The 17,071-nt window shown below is 60.6% G+C and carries 21 protein-coding genes; 7 read left to right on the forward strand and 14 right to left on the reverse strand.

Annotated elements, in window-relative coordinates; all coding sequences use genetic code 11:
* A partial coding sequence (locus tag LJE91_08000; protein MCG6868657.1) for a hypothetical protein occupies positions 1–326 on the reverse strand: 326 nt, incomplete at its 3' end.
* A gap of 189 nt (positions 327–515) precedes the next feature.
* Here LJE91_08000 and LJE91_08005 point away from each other — a divergent pair.
* Together LJE91_08005 and LJE91_08010 are read left to right on the forward strand one after the other, a co-directional pair.
* Positions 516–992 (forward strand): CBS domain-containing protein, encoded by a 477-nt coding sequence (locus tag LJE91_08005; protein ID MCG6868658.1) that lies wholly within the window; start codon positions 516–518, stop codon positions 990–992.
* 165 nt (positions 993–1,157) lie between these two features.
* Positions 1,158–2,441 carry an ArsB/NhaD family transporter gene (locus LJE91_08010; GenBank protein MCG6868659.1) on the forward strand — a complete coding sequence of 428 codons (1,284 nt, stop codon included), beginning with the start codon at positions 1,158–1,160 and terminating at the stop codon, positions 2,439–2,441.
* A gap of 299 nt (positions 2,442–2,740) precedes the next feature.
* On the opposite strand, the gene LJE91_08015 is transcribed toward LJE91_08010, so the two are convergent.
* Positions 2,741–3,328, reverse strand: coding sequence for a hypothetical protein (locus tag LJE91_08015; GenBank protein ID MCG6868660.1), 588 nt, complete (start codon positions 3,326–3,328; stop codon positions 2,741–2,743).
* Positions 3,329–3,382: 54 nt separating this feature from the next.
* On the opposite strand from LJE91_08015, the gene LJE91_08020 reads away from it, so the two are divergent.
* Positions 3,383–4,240 carry a sterol desaturase family protein gene (locus tag LJE91_08020; GenBank protein MCG6868661.1) on the forward strand — a complete coding sequence of 286 codons (858 nt, stop codon included), beginning with the start codon at positions 3,383–3,385 and terminating at the stop codon, positions 4,238–4,240.
* Positions 4,241–4,347: 107 nt separating this feature from the next.
* On the opposite strand, the gene LJE91_08025 is transcribed toward LJE91_08020, so the two are convergent.
* Complete coding sequence (locus LJE91_08025; protein MCG6868662.1) at positions 4,348–4,695, reverse strand: hypothetical protein; 348 nt, start codon at positions 4,693–4,695, stop codon at positions 4,348–4,350.
* Positions 4,628–5,275: a hypothetical protein gene (locus tag LJE91_08030; GenBank protein MCG6868663.1), complete on the reverse strand. Its 648-nt coding sequence runs from the start codon at positions 5,273–5,275 to the stop codon at positions 4,628–4,630. The genes LJE91_08025 and LJE91_08030 overlap by 68 nt, the downstream gene beginning before the upstream one ends.
* A gap of 313 nt (positions 5,276–5,588) precedes the next feature.
* Between LJE91_08030 and LJE91_08035 the strand changes: the two genes are divergently transcribed.
* Together LJE91_08035 and LJE91_08040 are read left to right on the forward strand one after the other, a co-directional pair.
* Positions 5,589–5,888: a hypothetical protein gene (locus LJE91_08035; protein MCG6868664.1), complete on the forward strand. Its 300-nt coding sequence runs from the start codon at positions 5,589–5,591 to the stop codon at positions 5,886–5,888.
* Positions 5,889–5,902: 14 nt separating this feature from the next.
* Positions 5,903–6,784: a hypothetical protein gene (locus LJE91_08040; protein ID MCG6868665.1), complete on the forward strand. Its 882-nt coding sequence runs from the start codon at positions 5,903–5,905 to the stop codon at positions 6,782–6,784.
* Between the two features lie 81 nt (positions 6,785–6,865).
* Here the strand turns inward: LJE91_08040 and LJE91_08045 are convergent, their stop codons facing one another.
* From LJE91_08045 to LJE91_08070, 6 genes are all read right to left on the reverse strand, one after another.
* Entirely contained in the window at positions 6,866–7,051 is a 186-nt protein-coding gene (locus tag LJE91_08045; protein MCG6868666.1) for a DsrE/DsrF/DrsH-like family protein, read from the reverse strand.
* A 184-nt stretch (positions 7,052–7,235) separates the two neighbouring features.
* The gene (locus tag LJE91_08050) at positions 7,236–7,427 is read right to left on the reverse strand and encodes a DsrE/DsrF/DrsH-like family protein (protein MCG6868667.1); all 192 of its coding nucleotides are present in this window, start codon (positions 7,425–7,427) and stop codon (positions 7,236–7,238) included.
* 164 nt (positions 7,428–7,591) lie between these two features.
* On the reverse strand, positions 7,592–8,869 hold the full coding sequence (locus LJE91_08055) for an FCSD flavin-binding domain-containing protein (GenBank protein MCG6868668.1): 1,278 nt from the start codon (positions 8,867–8,869) through the stop codon (positions 7,592–7,594).
* Positions 8,870–8,882: 13 nt separating this feature from the next.
* Positions 8,883–9,473 carry a c-type cytochrome gene (locus LJE91_08060; protein MCG6868669.1) on the reverse strand — a complete coding sequence of 197 codons (591 nt, stop codon included), beginning with the start codon at positions 9,471–9,473 and terminating at the stop codon, positions 8,883–8,885.
* 116 nt (positions 9,474–9,589) lie between these two features.
* Positions 9,590–10,093 carry a tetratricopeptide repeat protein gene (locus tag LJE91_08065; protein ID MCG6868670.1) on the reverse strand — a complete coding sequence of 168 codons (504 nt, stop codon included), beginning with the start codon at positions 10,091–10,093 and terminating at the stop codon, positions 9,590–9,592.
* 218 nt (positions 10,094–10,311) lie between these two features.
* Positions 10,312–11,772, reverse strand: a complete 1,461-nt coding sequence (locus LJE91_08070; protein MCG6868671.1) for a cytochrome C552 — start codon at positions 11,770–11,772, stop codon at positions 10,312–10,314.
* Positions 11,773–12,399: 627 nt separating this feature from the next.
* Between LJE91_08070 and LJE91_08075 the strand changes: the two genes are divergently transcribed.
* Entirely contained in the window at positions 12,400–13,521 is a 1,122-nt protein-coding gene (locus LJE91_08075) for a 6-phosphofructokinase (protein ID MCG6868672.1), read from the forward strand.
* A 38-nt stretch (positions 13,522–13,559) separates the two neighbouring features.
* Here LJE91_08075 and LJE91_08080 read toward each other — a convergent pair whose 3' ends face one another.
* A complete protein-coding gene (locus tag LJE91_08080) occupies positions 13,560–14,267 on the reverse strand; it encodes a DsbA family protein (protein MCG6868673.1) in 708 nt (235 codons plus the stop codon).
* Positions 14,268–14,294: 27 nt separating this feature from the next.
* Positions 14,295–14,684: a DUF302 domain-containing protein gene (locus LJE91_08085; protein MCG6868674.1), complete on the reverse strand. Its 390-nt coding sequence runs from the start codon at positions 14,682–14,684 to the stop codon at positions 14,295–14,297.
* Positions 14,685–14,819: 135 nt separating this feature from the next.
* Between LJE91_08085 and LJE91_08090 the strand changes: the two genes are divergently transcribed.
* Positions 14,820–15,398 carry a cytochrome b/b6 domain-containing protein gene (locus LJE91_08090; protein ID MCG6868675.1) on the forward strand — a complete coding sequence of 193 codons (579 nt, stop codon included), beginning with the start codon at positions 14,820–14,822 and terminating at the stop codon, positions 15,396–15,398.
* Between the two features lie 33 nt (positions 15,399–15,431).
* Here LJE91_08090 and LJE91_08095 read toward each other — a convergent pair whose 3' ends face one another.
* Together LJE91_08095 and LJE91_08100 are read right to left on the reverse strand one after the other, a co-directional pair.
* Entirely contained in the window at positions 15,432–16,481 is a 1,050-nt protein-coding gene (locus LJE91_08095; protein ID MCG6868676.1) for a glycosyltransferase family 9 protein, read from the reverse strand.
* A 241-nt stretch (positions 16,482–16,722) separates the two neighbouring features.
* On the reverse strand, positions 16,723–17,071 hold a 349-nt coding region (locus LJE91_08100), incomplete at its 5' end, for a hypothetical protein (GenBank protein ID MCG6868677.1).

Below are 17,071 nucleotides of genomic sequence, written 5' to 3' on the forward strand. Positions count from 1 at the left end.
CTAAGGCGATTGCCGGAAAATGACATACCAGATCGCGCCGGATTTTCGTTCGTCATCAAGGCGCGACAACAGGCGCATAGTCGAACTATGTAACGGTTGTCGCAACACAGAGGACGGACGAAAAGACAAGCAGGATGGTATGTCATTTGACAGAAATCGCCTAAGGTCATCAGACAGGGGTTGGCGAACTGGTTCGGGTACACCCGTGTGCGGGACAACAGGTTCCAGTTCTTGCCCCAAGCCAGTTGGGATTCCAGGCGAACGGTAACCACGCGCGGCGGCTCGTCTACGCCGCAGCTTCCGTCCACCTTGAATACCTTCGCCACCCGCGTGATTTCCCTAATATCCCAACTCCCAGTGTTCCTTCGCCTGGACATGCCCGGGCAACGCGGCGGTGTACTGACCCAGCGAGCGGCGTTCCACGGGAACATCTCGAAGGAAAAGGGGGCAAGTATTCGAACCGAATACTTGCTATGATTTCAAGTATATTTCTCCCAAAATCCGGGGAAATCGAAATGAAGCTGGATAACCTTGCCATTCAAACCGGCGTCATGCGCAAGGGCATGACTGTACGTGATTTTTTCATAGAGGCCGTGCGCTGTGACGTGCCGGGGCTCCCCTACGAAGACGAACAGGGCCGGATCGTGGGCCGGATTTCCCTTCGCGACGTGTACAAACGCATGGCGGTCACGGACAATCTCCTGAGCTTTGCGGATGTGATAGGCGACCAGACGGACAGCCTCGATCTGCCGCCAATGAAGGTCATGGAAACCCTGGCTTTGCCCATCGAGACCTATCTGATCGGGAAAGCGCCCTCGGCCTCTCCGCGCTCCTCGATCGTCAAGGCGCTGGTGATCATGGAGGCGAACAACAGCGGCTACGTCTTCGTCATCGACAACGGAAAGTACATCGGCGCTGTGACACGCAGGATCATCGCCAAGCGCATGCTCGAATGCGTTTTTAATCACAAACCAAAAAGTTCCGCGGCCTGACGCCAGAAACCCCGGTCGCCGGTGGACCACGCCGCATCACGGGCGCATTCCTCGACACCTGCATCGAAGCGATTGTCGTCCCGCGCGACACACCCCAAGAAGTCAAACCGACAGTGGAAACGAACAATGGAATCTGTTCCGAGCACGATCACTCCCGCAATGTGGATGGCTGGAATTATCCTGGTCGCCGCCTATGCGTTGATCTTCAGCGAGGTAATCCACCGCACCCTGGCCGGCGTCATCGGCGCCGTGGCGATGGTTCTCACGGGCATGATCGGCGGGTTCTACACCCAGGCCGAGGCGGTCATCGCGATCGACGCCAACACCATGTTTCTGCTGATGGGCATGATGACCCTGGTGGTCCTGATGAAACCCACGGGGGGATTCGAATTTCTGGCGATCCGCATGGCCAAGCTCTCCAAAGGGAGTCCGGTGCGTCTGCTGATTTACCTTTCCACCGCGGTGACGGTCATCAGTCTATTTCTGGACAACGTCACGACGGTGCTGGTGTTCGCTCCGCTCACGGTCGTCATCGCGAGAATGCTCGGGATCACACCCGTACCCTATCTGATGGCCGAAGCCCTGCTATCAGATACCGGAGGCGTGGCCACCCTGGTGGGCGACCCTCCCAATGTGATGATAGGCAGCGCGGCGGGCATCGATTTCAACACGTTCCTGTTTCACATGGGGCCCATCATCCTGGTCGCCTGGTTCACCACACTGGTGCTGTTGCTGTTTCTGTTTCGTGCCGATTTGAAGAAGCCGATCGCCGGAGTCCTCGACCTTGACGAGACCAGGGTACTGAAGGACAAAAAGGCGTTGTTGAGCGTACTGTTCTCCATCGGCGTCGTCATTCTGCTGTTTTTCATTCACCATCACTTTGGCCTGTTTCCGGGCTACGTCGCCTGGATCGGGGTCGCGCTGGCACTGGCCCTGGTACGGCCCGACCCGGATGAATTGCTGAAGGGACTCGACTGGCCAGTGCTGTTCTTCTTCAGCGGATTGTTCATCATCGTGGGTGGCGTGGAGCGCTCGGGTCTGCTCGACCTGCTCGGCGAGCAATTGGCCCATATCGCCCAGGACCCCGAGAAGCTGCTATTGACCGCGCTGCTGTTTATGTGGGTATCGGCGCTGCTCAGCGCGGCCCTGGACAATATCCCCTTTACGGTCACCATGATTCCGGTCATTGCGCACCTGGAAACACAGGGTGTGGACGTTATGCCGCTATGGTGGGCGCTGGCCCTAGGGGTTGGACTCGGGGGCAATGGCACCCACATCGGCTCCACCGCAAATGTGATCTGTGTCGCCGAGGCGGAACGTACAGGCATTCCGGAGTTCCGTATCACCCCCCTGATGTGGTTGAAAAAGGGCACACCCGTCATGCTTGCTACACTGCTGATTTCCAGTCTGTCGCTGGTCTTGTTTTTCGATTACTTTCGCGGAGCATGAGGAGAGACTTCTCCGGATCGATCCTGGCCGATTGGTTCGAACAAAAGGTTCACCAACACCCCGACGTTCCCCGGGACTATTGGTCGTCGTGGGAGATTAGGCGATTGCCGGAGAATGGCATACCAGATTGCGCCGGATTTTCGTTCGTCATCAAGGCGCGACAACAGGCGCATAGTCGAACTATACAACGGTTGTCGCAACACAGAGGACGGACGAAAAGACAAGCAGGATGGTATGTCATTTGACAGAAATCGCCTTAGATGCCCGTAATCATCGCCGCTTGAAAACTGAATCGGGATTCAGTCAAACCGGCCTGCGGTCGGCAAAGTGTGGAGTTCCCCCGTGTTTTTCCTGTCTATCGCGACACCGGTACGCAACTTGACGGTTCCCTCGTAGAGGGACAGGGGTTCACGCAGGAATGATAGGCGTTTGATCTCTGGCGCCGGGAAACTGACATCACCCCGGGATCGAACACCCAGTGTTTCGGTGCACCGGAGTTCGGTTGGGACCAGGTCCTTCTGCAAGGGTCGGTCGGGATTGATATGCCAGCCGGGCCGTAGCCGCAGCTCCCCCTCGAAAAAGCCGGCCGATGGCGCCTCCGAATCGCGCATGAGACGCGAAGAGATCCGTACGACACCACGCGCGGCGTACTGCGGGTTGCACGACTCGCCATGTCGCATCTCCGCGGCCGCGATCAGCAGATAGGTATGCGAGGCGGGATACGCCTTCGCCTTTCCCGCCGCGGCCGTGGTCCGCACCGTTGGTGAGTCACCGGTAAGCGGGACGAATCCGCCCGCCAGGTTACGTCGGCAGGGTTCCAGTTCGGATCGCCGGCCGGGACCTGACGCCCGGGCCGGCAGCTCCATCGATGCTAATATGGCGTTCATCGACCACCGCGGGAACAGAATTTCCGTCCCAGCCACTCGTATGGCCGTCCGACCATGAATGAGTTCCTTCTGCATTACGAAGTCCCGCTACGCCTCGGCTTCTTCTTCGGCATCTTCGCCTTGATGGCGTTGTGGGAGATCATCGCCCCGCGCAGGGCGCGGACCGTTTCTAAGGCGATCCGCTGGACCAGCAACATCGGCATCGTGTTCCTGAACAGCGTGATCCTGCGGCTGGTGTTTCCCGCCGCCGCGGTGGGCATGGCGCTGTTTGCCTCTCGGGAAGGCTGGGGCGTTTTCAACTATATCGACGCGCCGTACTGGATCGAGATCTTGGTCTCTGTCGTCTTCCTGGACTTCACAACCTATCTGCAACACGTCATGGTGCATGCCGTTCCGGTACTCTGGCGACTACACCGGGTACACCATGCGGACCTCGATTTCGATGTCACGACGGGGGCGAGATTCCACCCGGTCGAGATCCTGCTGTCGATGCTGATCAGGTTTGCGACCATCACGGTGCTGGGCCCCCCCGTCGCCGCGGTCGTGATCTTCGAGGTGCTGCTCAACGCCACGTCCCTGTTCAATCACGCCAATGTGCGTCTTCCGCTGGCGCTGGACCGCGTGTTACGTCTGTTCGTCGTCACCCCCGACATGCACCGCGTGCACCACTCTGTCGAGGACGACGAGACCAACAGCAACTTCGGCTTCAACCTGCCCTGGTGGGACCACATGTTCGGGACCTACCGTGATCAACCACGCGCCGGTCACACGGGGATGACCATCGGAATCAACACCTTCCGGGACACCCATCGGTGCAACCGGCTGACCGGCATGCTCGCGCTTCCCTTCATCGGGGAGGTCACCGAGTACGCGATCAACCGGCGGCAGTGGGGAGGACAGAATGATCCCTGAGTACGGCCACTGGCCACACGGTTACTCGTCAACGACGGATAGTCGCCTCACGGCCGCGTAACGCCTCAGTACCCCGACATTGCCGCAGGAAACTCCGACATCACGTATCAATTACCGCTCGCCCGCCCGATCACGTCCCAGGCCACCGCGACATGCGCGCGTCTGTCTCCATCGTAAGGACAGACGTCCCAGCGCGGCGCATGGATCCCTACTCGATACGTCCCATTGACGGGTGCGGCGAATTCCAGGATCTCGTAATTGTCTTCCGCCGAGGGATTGGTGAAGATCGTCTTGACCGTCGGGAAGATAGACAGTGCACGACTTTTCGCCGAACCGCCGAATGTCGTGATCGCGGTAGGATCGGCCAGGCTTACCGTGGTCGGCGAATTACCGCGGGACGGGGACGTGCCGCCGGCGGGCGCGACCGGTCCCTGCCTGCGCCGACCTCGGGTCACAAGACTGTCCCAGACCGATACGCGTCTCAAAGGTGACCAACTGGAAGTCCGAGTGTTCCCGCCGGATGCAGGCATCCGGTTCGTACACCGCGATCGAGAGATCACCACCCACTCCGAGTGAATGTGCCAGCAGCAGCGGCCCTTCGACCAGATCCCGGGCGGCTTTCAATGACTGGACCTCCGTTTCAAGGTCCGGGTGAATTGCCTCGATCCCCGGCAGGTACGCAATGACATCCTGCAGTGTTTCCCGCGATGTCCTGGCGAGGATAGCGGGTCCGCCGCTTCGACCCGTGATGCTGGCTCCGGCCTCACGCACCGCTGCCGCAACCGCCTCGGCACGCTTGCTGCTACCACCGACCTCCTGCCTTTGGAAAGGCGTCGGAACCTTTGGCGTGATGACGATATCCACGCTTGCCGATGGTTCGGCGCGCTCCAGCCACTCGACCAGTGAGTGATGCAGCGCGCCGTGCAGCTCTCGCCAGCGGCCCTCCTCCGCCTGACGTGAACGGGAAAAGGAAGCCGGCAATCCCGTGGCATGATCGAGTTCCAGCGTGCGCAATGCACCCGTCAGCGGAGCCATGACCTTTTCGTGCACGATTTCCGTCGCGGACCAGAGACTATTTTTGTCTGCCTATTGCATACTTTTAGACTTTTTTGTTTTCCTGATTAGAACTTTTTACCCTTTAACGCCACCGATCCGAACCTCCTCACCGATTCATCGCGAAAAATAAATTCGCTGAATTATCAATGCGTCGCGTTCCCTTCTCGCGAGACGGTTGCATGTCTGCATGAATCTTGCCCGTTCACTGTTCGGATACTCGTGTATCCCTGTGGTCGCCTGACGGCGCCCGCGGCAGTCAACCGAAACAACTGTGTAGAGAGGTAAACCACCCATGGCACACATCCACATCATCGGCCTCTGCGAGGGGACGGACCTGGATACCGGCACCATGATCGGTATCCGGGGCGGCGCCCTGAGCGAGGACGGGCTGAGTCCCGAATCACTGAAAGGCCCCCTTCCCGTGGAACCCGGCAGACCTGGTACCAGACAGGAGCGTAATGCCCTACCCCCGGGACTGGAGGCGTTGATTCGTCAATCCCTGGACCTGCTGCCGGACTCCTACGGTTGGAACGTACCCGATATCCCACCGTATCCTTCCGGCCCCACCAATCTGCTCCCCGAGTTGAACTGAAGGAGGAAATCACCATGAAAATCACTACCATTACCACGAGTCTTCTGCTGGTCCTGGGTGCCGTATCGGCCTCCAGCGCCGCGACGGTAGAGGGCTTTGCGAAGGGACGAGTCGACAGGGACTACGGCGATCTCCCCGCGGGCGTTCCGGTGATGAGTTCCTTTTACTTCCGCTTTCACAAGTCCGGTGGTGCGGTCGATCACCACATCAACACGATCTCGGTCAAGCCGGATCCGGACAATGGAACTGTCGCGTTGATATACCAGGACAAGAACCGGGACGACACGTACTTCTACAAGGCGTCGCTCGATTCCATCCCGTCATCGAGCGTGATTCGCGGCAGCATAGCCGACGTGGGCTGCACCGGAAAGTGCGAGAGAACCCTGTCACCACCGGGGTCGGGATACCTGTTCGTTCTGACAGGTTTCCAGGTCAACTTCACCGGAGGCCGTGATCATCATGTGGATGAGATCGCCGTCTTCGAGGATGAAGGCGTGCTCACCGTGATGCTGAACGACAAGAACGATGACGATGTCTTCGCCTATTCCATCGATTACGCCTGGGTCAGCCCCACAGTGTTCCTCAACTCAGGCGCCAGCCGCGGAACCAACAACGGTGGCGTTGCCGTGAGCCTGCCCACCGGCAGACACGTCGTCCGGGGATTCCACTTCAACTACCTGTCTGGTGACCACCACCTGCGGGAGATCGGTGCACTGACCTCTGGAAGTCGACTCGAGGTCTATTACGGTGACAAGAACGGTGACGACCTGTTCTCCTGGGAGGTGCGTTGGGCCACCCTGAAACCCCGTGGGCCGGGGTCCGGCCCGGTTGCGCCGTCGAAGCAGGGCATGCAGTTCACGGCGCCGCTGCGAGGAGCTTTCACACTCGCGCGCTAGGCGCAGAGGTGCTATCGAGGGTCATGGACGACCCTTCGTTTTTCTGCATGACCGGACCCACATGCCGATACCCCCTGCAAATCAAGCTGCGATACCACAACTCGCGTAGTCTGGAGAAAGTGGGGGCTTTCGCCCCCGCCTCGGTTCAGACGAACAGATTGACGTCGGCTTTGAGGTCGTGGGGGGAGAAAGCTGGCCGCCCCCGACCCATTCCTCGATCTCGGGGATGAAATCCTCCTTGCCGTAATCGAACAGGTCGACGGTCATCTGGCAGGCCACTTGTGCTCTGGCTAACTGATAATTACGGATTCAGCGATCCCCTTGCGTCCCTGGTCTTCCTCATCAGACCGCTGGCCATGCTCTGAAATCCCGGCATCAGCGCCGTGGGTACCGGCAGTTCCCTGCCTTGAGCCACGTCGGCCCGTCAGGCAGCTTCATGGGCATGGCCGGGTTACCCAGCGGGGTCACCTTCAGGTCGAGGTTCGTCTTCAGCAGGTCCTCTGAAGGTAAAGAAGATCGATACCTCCCAGCCCAGGGCCGCGGCTGTCGAGGCCAGGATGAAGGGGGGATAGGCCATGTCGAGCGTGCCCTTGGTCGCGATAATCGTCATCGATGGTGTATGGGCGGCCTCTCGCTCGGCCATCTTTTCCTTAAAACGGCGATCGAACCACGCATTCAGGGCCGTATCCGCAGTTGGCTGACCGGTCGGTCTAGTCAGGCCCGAAACTCCCTATCCCCCCAAAAAAAGGCCCGACGCGAATCTCGCGCCGGGCCTTCACGGAGCCGGGGAGGAGGATTGGTTCCCCGTCAGGTAAACATATCGGAGGTGATGCTGGTAAACCAGCCCTTGGCGTACTCCACCTCCAGCGCCCGGGTCCTCGGGGAGGCTTCCGTGGATGACAGGCCGCCCGCCCCCTTGACCGGCACGATCCCCTCATCGGTCAACTGGTAGACGGCCGCGACAGAGATACCATAGTCAGGCGCGATGATGCTGTAGCAGGTATTGACGTACGACGGTTCAGGGGCGGGTTTGTCGTTGAGGGCCGCAACCACCGCCTGAGCGCAGACCTTGGCCTGCGAATTTGCCGCGTAGCCTGACTTGGGCATCTTGCCCGCGATCGACGAATCGCCGATGACGTAGACGTCCTGGTGAATGCCGGACTCGAAGGTTCGTTCGTCCACCGGACACCAACCCTTGTCGTTCGTGAGTCCTGCCTCCACGGCGAGCATGCCGGCCTTCTGAGGGGGGATCACGTTCGCCACGTCGGCCTTGTACTCGTCGACCTGTCCGATCAGCGTGGTGGTCGACAGATCCACTTCCTCGACGATTCCACCGTCTGCACCGGACACCCACTCGATCATGTCGCCGTAGTACTTTTTCCAGCCCTGCATGAACAGGGCCTGCTTGGAAAACTTGTCCTTGGCATCCAGTATGATGATCTTGGATTTCGGCTTGTGGTGCTTGAAATAGTGCGCGACCTGGGCCGCCCGCTCGTAGGGTCCCGGCGGGCACCGGAAGGGGTTGGGCGGCGCCACGATGTAGAACACCCCGCCGTCATCCATGGATTCGAGCAGCTTGCGCAACAGCACCGTCTGTGGCCCGGCTTTCCAGGCGTGCGGCATCTTCGCCGTCGCCGCCTCATCGTAGCCCACGATGGCATCCCACCGGAAACCGATGCCCGGGGAAAGGATCAGCTTGTCGTAACGATACTTCGATCCATCGCTGTCCTTGACATATTTCTCATCGGCGCGAACCTCGACGATTTTCTTCTTCACGAACCGGACTCCGTGGTTTTTCACCAGTCCGCGATAGTCGAAGGTCAGGCTGGAAATGTCGCGCTCGCCCCCCAGGACCTCGTTACTCAGGGGGCAGGAGACGTATTCGCCATTCTTGTCGATGAGCCTCACATCGATGGATGGATCCAGCATGCGGATGTATTTCGCGGCGACGGTACCGCCATATCCGCCGCCTACAACCACCACGCGGGACCCCTTGGCGAATCCCGAGGGGATGTATCCCAGCGCGCTGAGCGCCGTCATCGCGCCCGCGGCCCTGATGAAATCTCTTCTGGAAATAGTGGTCATGCGCCCTGCTCCCCTATCGTTGTGCCGCGTAGAAATTGGCAACGGCCTCGAGCTCTTCCGGCGACAGCTTCTGCACCCGCTGGCGCATCGCGACCGGCTGACTCGCGGGGGCACCGATATCGTGGTAGATCGCCAGCGTGTTGTAGAGGTATTCCGGCCATTGCCCGGCCAGTCTCGGCGTGATGTCGTTCTGCATGCGCCCGTCATCGGCGTGGCAGGTATCACAGTTCGAGGAGGTATGTATCTTCTTGCCTTCCGCGATCTGCGCCGCATTCTCCTGGAAACTCGCGGGCACCCATTCCTGCTCGCTCATGTAGGCCGCGATGGCGTTGATCTCAAGATCGCTGTACCCGCGCATGATCCGCCCCATGATGGTGGAGTCCCGGGCGCCGGACTTGAACTGTTTCAGCACCTCCTGCAAGTACAGCTTGTTCAGGCCGCCGATGTTTGGCATGGCGCCGCCGCCGCTGGCGCCGTTGGTCCCATGGCACCCCGCGCAGGGATTGGCCAGCATGCTGGGTGAGCGCGGATCAGCGGCCGTGGCGCTGCTGCAGAGCAGGAAACTGGCCAGGACGGTTAATAGTGTCAGTCCTCTGTCTCGCATTTCTATCTCCTCCGGTGATCTGGCAGTTCTTCAGCCCCGAAAAAGCCATCGTGGCCGTGTCGACTCGATCTTTGCTCGGGAAGACACGAAGCGTAAATCCCCGTAGCAATGCCGACCTAGTGTCCCCCTTGCCCCCCTGCGGCCGCGCCGCTCATGCCTCCCTCCGTGGTCCCGTGTCCCGTTGTCTCTCCTGAGCGCTCTTCGATCCACACCCGCACCTCATCGACTCTGGCCTTCTTGCTCGGATCGAGTCGCACCGCCTCATCCAGTGCAGCCTCGGCAAGCTCGTAAGAACCGGCATGCAGATAGGCGACCGCCATGCCCACGAACGCATTGGCGTTGCCCGGATCTAGCGTCAAGGAACGCTGGAAGCTGTCGATGGCGGCAGCGTACTGCTGCTGAACCAGTTGCATGCCGCCGAGCTTGAACAGCGCCGGTGCGGACTCGGGATCCTTTGAGACGGCCTCCCGATACTTGGCCATTGCAGCCGCAAACTCGCTCTTTCCCTTGAGTGCGTCCCCCTGCTCGATCAGTTGTGCCGCAGGGCTGCCGGACACGTTATCTGCCAATAGCAACAGGGGGAGGAACAACAGCAAGAACAGGCAGGAAAATCTCGGCATGTGAGTACTAATCCTCAGGTTGGGGAGCTGCAGGGCCGCGATGCCGTCCCGCCCAACCCTGGAATTCCGGATCGGCGTTTTGATGGTCTGCCCCGTGGTATCGCCCCGCTTGAAAGGCTTGAACGTCTGGTTGGGGGCCTGGCTCAGGCGACACGGCGGGCGAAGATCCTGTAAAGGATATCGCCCGCCGTGTCGAACCCAACCGGGTAAGGCTGGACCTACTTGAGCGCGCCCTTCCCGTAACGATCCTCGAAGCCCTTGCGGACCTTGTCGAGCTGTTCCGTACTCATGCCCTCGAAGTACCAGTTGTGGCCGTCGATCGGCTTGAAGTACGTCTCCAGCATCGTCACGGCGAACTCGTCGTTGCCGTCCTTCTCGATCACGACCTCCTTCAACTGCGGGATGAACTCGAAGTAGGTGTGCTTGGCAACTTCGTAGATGCCGTTCCACCAGGTATAGTCGGGGCCGCTCATTGAGGCGCCGTGCCGTGCCCGCCGTCCCTCGTGGTGCCAGATCTCCCACCAGGTCCACTCAATCGGCTCGTCGAACGGGGTCGGGGTGATATAGCCGTTCTGCTTCAACTCGCCCATGATGGCCGCTATGGGCGTGGCGAACTTTTCGTTATAGAGATCCACCACGTCATCGAACTGCTTGTAGTGCCCGTCCACGGTGGAGTTCGTGTGGCAGGCGCGGCAGATCTGCTTCATGTTCGCCCGGCGCTCCTCCCAGGTCACGACCTCGACCACCTTGGAACCCTTGGCCTCGTCGCCGACCTTCGGCAGATCCTTGCCCTCGGGGACGTCGAACTCCTGGCCGTTCTCCAGGCGCACCAGGTTGATATGCTTTGAGATCGGCGAACGCAGGTTCCAGGAGATCCGGTCACCCACGTTGTGGGTCTTGCCCTGGTTGCCGCCAGCGCTCATGTGGCAGGAGGCACAGGTCGGTGCCGCGGAATAATCGATTCCGGCGACCCACTTGTCGGAATCCATGTTCATCTCGTCGATGAGGGCCCGGTAGGTGATACCGTGCTTGGACTCGTTGTAGACCTCGATCTGCGGATGGTCGGGTCCGACATGGCACTTGCCGCAGGTATCCGGGGTGCGCGCCTGGGCCTTGGAGAAACGGTGGCGGCCGTGGCAGGCGGTGCACGAACCTTCGCTGCCGTCCGGGTTCAGGCGACCGATACCCGTGTTGGGCCAGGTCTCCATCGTCGGCCTGCCGTCGGGCCCGATCTCGACCTTGGCGCCATGGCACTGCCGGCAGCCCGCGTTCACCGCAGCGGGTCCACCGACCACCTCACCCAGGAGGTTGTCCAGCGAGGCGAGGATCCGGCCGGCGTGGGCGTGGTGCGAGCCGTCCATCTCCTCAAATTCCGTCACGTGGCATTGGGAGCAGTCCTTGGGCGTCACGATGAGCGCGATCGTCTCACCATTGTGGTCAAACGCATCGGCATCGCCTTTCTCGGCCTTGTGACAATCCAGGCAATTGACCCCAGTCTGACCATGCTGGCTGTCGTTCCACTGCTGGGTCAGCCCCGGTGACACCGACCGGTGACACTCGACGCAGACCAGCCCTTTCGGATCGCCCCAGTTCTCGCCGATCTTGCCCGATGGCCTGGCGGCATTCGCCGCGCCGGACTGTAAGGTGAGCGCGAAAGCCGCGAATAGGGTGGCCAGCATGGCCATCCAGCGGAATTGCGTGTCCGAATTCATAAGCCCTCTCCTCGTCTTGAATGACTAGCCGTTCCGCTTTCTGCTTGTAACTCAGCGGTGTGATTGAGTTGAAACGACACCCCGATAGGCGTTGCGACATGCCTTGCGGGTTCCGTGAGGGCGCAGTTTCCCGTGGATCGACGGCAATATTGCCTGAATACAGCACGTCACCCAAACTACATAACAGACCGCGCGAAACGGTCCGACCCTGTGGGGTAACTCGTGGAACAGGCGACTTGACGGCTTTGGAATCGGGTGACCGGGACCCTCCCTTGGATATTCACGACTGTTCTTATATGAATGGCGCGCGATCTATTCTTATCTCGATCGGGATTTTGGAAATTGATACAGATCAATTCTGACTCAAATTGGTGCATCGGGGGAGCCATAGCGGGGAAATTCGACTGGATTGATCCGTGTACCGCCCTCCGGTCCCCAGGGAAAACAGAGGCACTGAATCGGAAACCGGCAGAGGCTATAATCCCGACTCCGGAAGGTCGAACCCTGACCTGTAAACCATGGCGTGCGACGATCTAGGCGGTGAACCCGATGTTCTCCGCCGCATCGACCCTCACGCACACGACAGCGAGCCAGATGACCAAATATATCGGCGTGCTGACCGCGGGCGGCGACAGCCCCGGCCTGAATGCAGCAATCCGTGGGGTCGCCAAGGCGGGCCAGTCCCGTTACGGGATGGAGGTCATCGGCTTTCGGGACGGCTTCCGGGGGCTGGTGGAAAACCGCTCGGTACGCCTGGAGGGTGAGCTGCTGTCGGGCATCCTGACCATCGGGGGCACGATCCTCGGTACCAGCCGAGACAAGCCGCACCGGATGCTGGTGGGTGGCAAAACCAGCGACATGACCGATGCAATCGTCGAGAACTATGCCTCGAATCATCTGGACGCGCTCGTTTGTCTGGGTGGTGGCGGCACGCAGAAGAACGCGCTGCGCCTGATGCAGAAGGGGCTGAACGTCATTACCCTCCCGAAGACAATCGACAACGATGTCGCGAAGACGGACACCACCTTCGGCTTCGATACCGCCCTGGGTATCGCCACCGACGCCATCGACCGCCTGCACAGCACCGCGCACAGCCATCATCGCATCATCGTGGTGGAGATCATGGGCCACCGGTCCGGCTGGCTGGCGCTGGGAGCGGGTATCGCGGGCGGGGCCGACGTGATCCTGATCCCGGAACTGCCCTACGACGTCGAGTCTTTGGCCGAGGCCATACGCAAGCGTCTGAAGAGCGGGAAGAAGTTCAGCATTGTCGCGGTTGCCGAGGGCGCCGTTCCCAGGGATCTGGCGGCACGGCTCGCGGCCGCGGAGGCCGCCAGGGTTGCGGCGGAATCGAAGACCGAAAAGAAGGAAGCGAAGGCCGCGCTCGCCAGGCTGGAAGGCGAACACACGGACCGCACGCTGCAACTCTCCCGGCAACTCGAGGAACTGACCGGGCTGGAGTCCCGAGTCACGATCCTGGGCTACCTGCAGCGCGGTGGTATTCCCTCTGCCGCCGACCGGCTGCTGGCCACACGCCTAGGTACCGCCTGCGCGGGCCTGATTGAGGCCGAGCGCTACGGGGTCATGGTCGCGGCACGCGGCGAGGGCGCCGAAGCGGTGCCGCTAGAAAAGGTTGCCGGCAAGAAAAAACTCATTCCGCCCGACCACCCATGGCTCGATTCGGCACGCAGCGTCGGAACCAGTTTCGGAGACTGAAAACAATAGCGGGCGGTTTTGATCGAGGTTGCCCGTCGTCAGCACCAGGTTGCCTCGCCGTGATGCGCGTTCCTCAGCAGTTCGCGGATATTCGCCTCTATGATGCGATAGCCGACGTTACCGTAGAGCTTCTGCCGACCCTCATTAAACACCAGGGTGGGACTCCCGGAGACGCAATACGCCTGCTCGGCGTCCCTGTCACACTGCAAAGCCGCGTGGGCATGGCCCCGGTCCACGAGTTCCTGCAACGCATCGACAGGCAGCCCCACGTCGGCCGCGACACGCCGCAGCACGGACACGTCGGCGACGTTCTCCGCGCGCGCAAAAAACGCGCAGCGCAGGCGCCAGGCAAAGACGTCGGCGACCTTCCTGCCGTTGGTGTCCGCCGCGTTCGCGAGCTCGCCCTCGGCCTCGAGACGCTGCGCCGCCTTGATGTACAGGTGCGCGGGTTCCGATGACGCCGGGGCGTTCCTGAGCCAGATCTCGGGATGGAGGTCGACGTAGTCCCAATGCCCCGAGAGTTTGCGCAGGTAACGATTGAGCCCCTCGCGACCGCCCCTGTCCTTCCAGTCATTGCCGATCTTGCCCGAGCTGTTCCCGAATGTGGAGATGCACCGGGGGTGGAGTTCTACCCTGTCGCCGAAATCACGCTTCAACTGATCCAGCCGCGCCTGGGCGAAGTAGGACCAGACACAAAGGATGTCGGTGAAAATCTCGACCTCGATGGTTCGACGCTCCATTGTCATCGGAGGTCCCGGTGGCACGGGGCAAAATTACTCGCCGAGCGCGTCGCGCACCCGCTGGAGGCGCGAACGGGCATCGATGGCGATCTCACCGATCCGCTCGTTGTCTGCGAGCTGCAGCATGGCCATGGGGTCCAGAAACAACACCGTGACGCCGCCGTCCTCATCCTCACGCACCACCACGTTGCAGGGAAGCAGCAGACCGATGTCCGGCTCCGCATCGATGGCCTGATTGGCGAGCGGCGGATTGCAGGCCCCGAGGATCCGGTAGGGACGTTTCTCGACACCGAGCTTGGCCTTCAACGTCGCCTGCACGTCGATCTCGGTCAAAATGCCGAATCCTTCCTTCTTCAACTCCTCGGTCACCCGCTCGACCACGGCGTCGAAGCTCCCGCCCGGTCTGACTGACATGCTGTACATATTCCCGATACCTGAGTCATTGATACGTGGTAGATAATAAGGCGATTCACCGTGAAATGGCGGCCGGTGTTGTGGTGTCCCGACCTGAACCCGGCATGTATTATACTCGCCGGTTTCACCAGCCGGATGAGAAACATGAAGAATCAAAACACCTCGGGGCGGGTCCGTGTCTGGGACCTGCCCACGCGGCTCTTTCACTGGACGCTGGTAACGGCCTTTTTCGTCGCCTACTTCACCGAAGACGATCTCCTTACCATCCATTCCTGGGCGGGGTACCTCGTGCTGGCGCTCGTCATTTTCCGTATCGTGTGGGGGTTTGCGGGCCCGCGTTACACACGGTTCTCCGACTTCGTCCACCCGCTACCGGTGGTCCGCGACTACATCAGGGACACGATGGCCAAACGTGCCCGTCGCTATCTGGGGCACAACCCGGCGGGGGGTGCGATGATCGTCCTGCTGCTCATCGGTCTCGTTCTGACGGCGCTTGTCGGCGTGGCGCTCCTGGCGGCCGCGGAGAATGCCGGGCCGCTCGCCTTCTGGCTCGGTGACGCCAGCGAGTCGACGGCAGACGCGCTGGAGGAGGCCCACGAGATCGTCGCGAATATCACGCTGACCCTGATCCTGGTCCATGTCGTCGGCGTCTTGGTGGAGAGTCGACTGCACGGCGAAAACCTGGCACGCGCCATGGTGACGGGGATGAAACGCGGGGAATAGCGACACACGCGCCAACTTCGACCGTGTGACACCTCACTCCAGGTAGGTGCCACGCGCCAGCTGCACCTTTTCCAGGACCTTCTCTACCGTGATCCGCTTCATCCCGTCGCGGTACGCCATCGTCACAGGGTAGTCCTCGCCCGGGTAGCGCTGGTACCCGTCCACCACGAGATTGGTATATTTGCGGTAAGGCCCGGTCCGCTTGGGGTTGGTATAGCCGAACAGGCCCACCACGGGCGTCTCGATCGCGCACGCGATGTGAAACGGACCGGTGTCCGGACTGACCGCGAGCGCCGCGCCGTCGAGGAGATAGAGCAACCGTCGCAGATCGTTTCCCAACGCGTTGACGGGTCCGGTCTCGCAGAGTCGCTCGATCTGCGCGGCGGCATCCTGCTCGACCGGAGAAGGACCGCCCAGCAGGACGACCTGAAACCCGAAATCCCGGTTCAGGTGGTCGGCGAGTTCCGCATACCGCTCCACCGGCCAGTTTTTCTCGGGCTTGCTGGTCCCGACGACAACGGCGCACACGGGCCGTTCGAACGCCGAGAAAAATTTCCCCTGCCGCCGCCGTTCCTCTTCGGTCAGGGTGATCCCCCACTCCACCGGCTCATGGTCGACACCCAGGTAATCCAGGAACTCGAAGTATTGATCCTGCACGTGCTGGACCGGGTGAGCCGGTATCCGATGCGTGGTGAAGAGCCAGTTCAGGTCGCGCGCGCGGTCGCGGTCGAATCCCAGTTTGGCGTCGGCACGGATGCCGGCGGTCAGCAGGCCCGCCTTGAAGTAGACCTGAAGGCCGATCACCAGGTCGAACCGCGTCTTGCGAATCTCTCTCAACGTATTCCGGTAACTGCCGAGCACGGCCGGCCCCCGTTTCCTTTCGAACATCACGAACTCATCGATCGCGGGATGGTCGCGCACCAGGATGTGCGGCACGGGCTGAATCAGCCAGGTGATCGACACTTGCGGCTTGGCGCGTTTCAACGCATTGGCGACCGGCAGGACATGCACGGCGTCACCGATGGCACTCAGCATAACGATGCACAGCCTGTCGACATCGCGCTGGAAATCAATGTCTGGCATGACTCGTTGGTTCTTGTACGTGGTTCGAGGGATTCGCGGCGAACCGATCGGGAAGTCCGGCGCCGATACCGGCGGAGTGTACCGCAGCAACCCGATCCTAGGGGATCCGCCCCGGGACACAGGGACCCGTCAAACTGTTGCGAAAACCGATTCGCTGTCGACACAAACCGGTTGACCGGCATCTATATGGATGAAGTTATATAACTTGAGAGTACCGAGTTCTCGACTGCTCTGAGCTAGCCTATCCAATGTCATTGAGCCTGTCAGCCCACGCGGTCACCAGTTCTTCCATCTCATTCATTTGGTCCGCGGGAAGATCGCAAGGAATCTCGCCCATCTCAAGCCAGCCGACAAGATGTGAATGGATCGACTCGACCGGTAGTTCCGGGTAGCTTGCACCTATTCGTTGGACCGATTCGTCAACGGATAGCTGCCTGCCATCGTCCCAGATAAGTTTTCGGTTTATCGGGTCGAGGCGTTCGACTTGTTCAACGCTTTGCAAAGTGATTTCCCTGGCGGCGTCGTACATTCCATCAGGGAATGACTCGACCCATTCTCGGCTTCCAACGACAAGCGAAGGTGACTTGGAT

It is taken from the genome of Gammaproteobacteria bacterium, assembly GCA_022340215.1.
GTDB lineage: Bacteria > Pseudomonadota > Gammaproteobacteria > JAJDOJ01 > JAJDOJ01 > JAJDOJ01.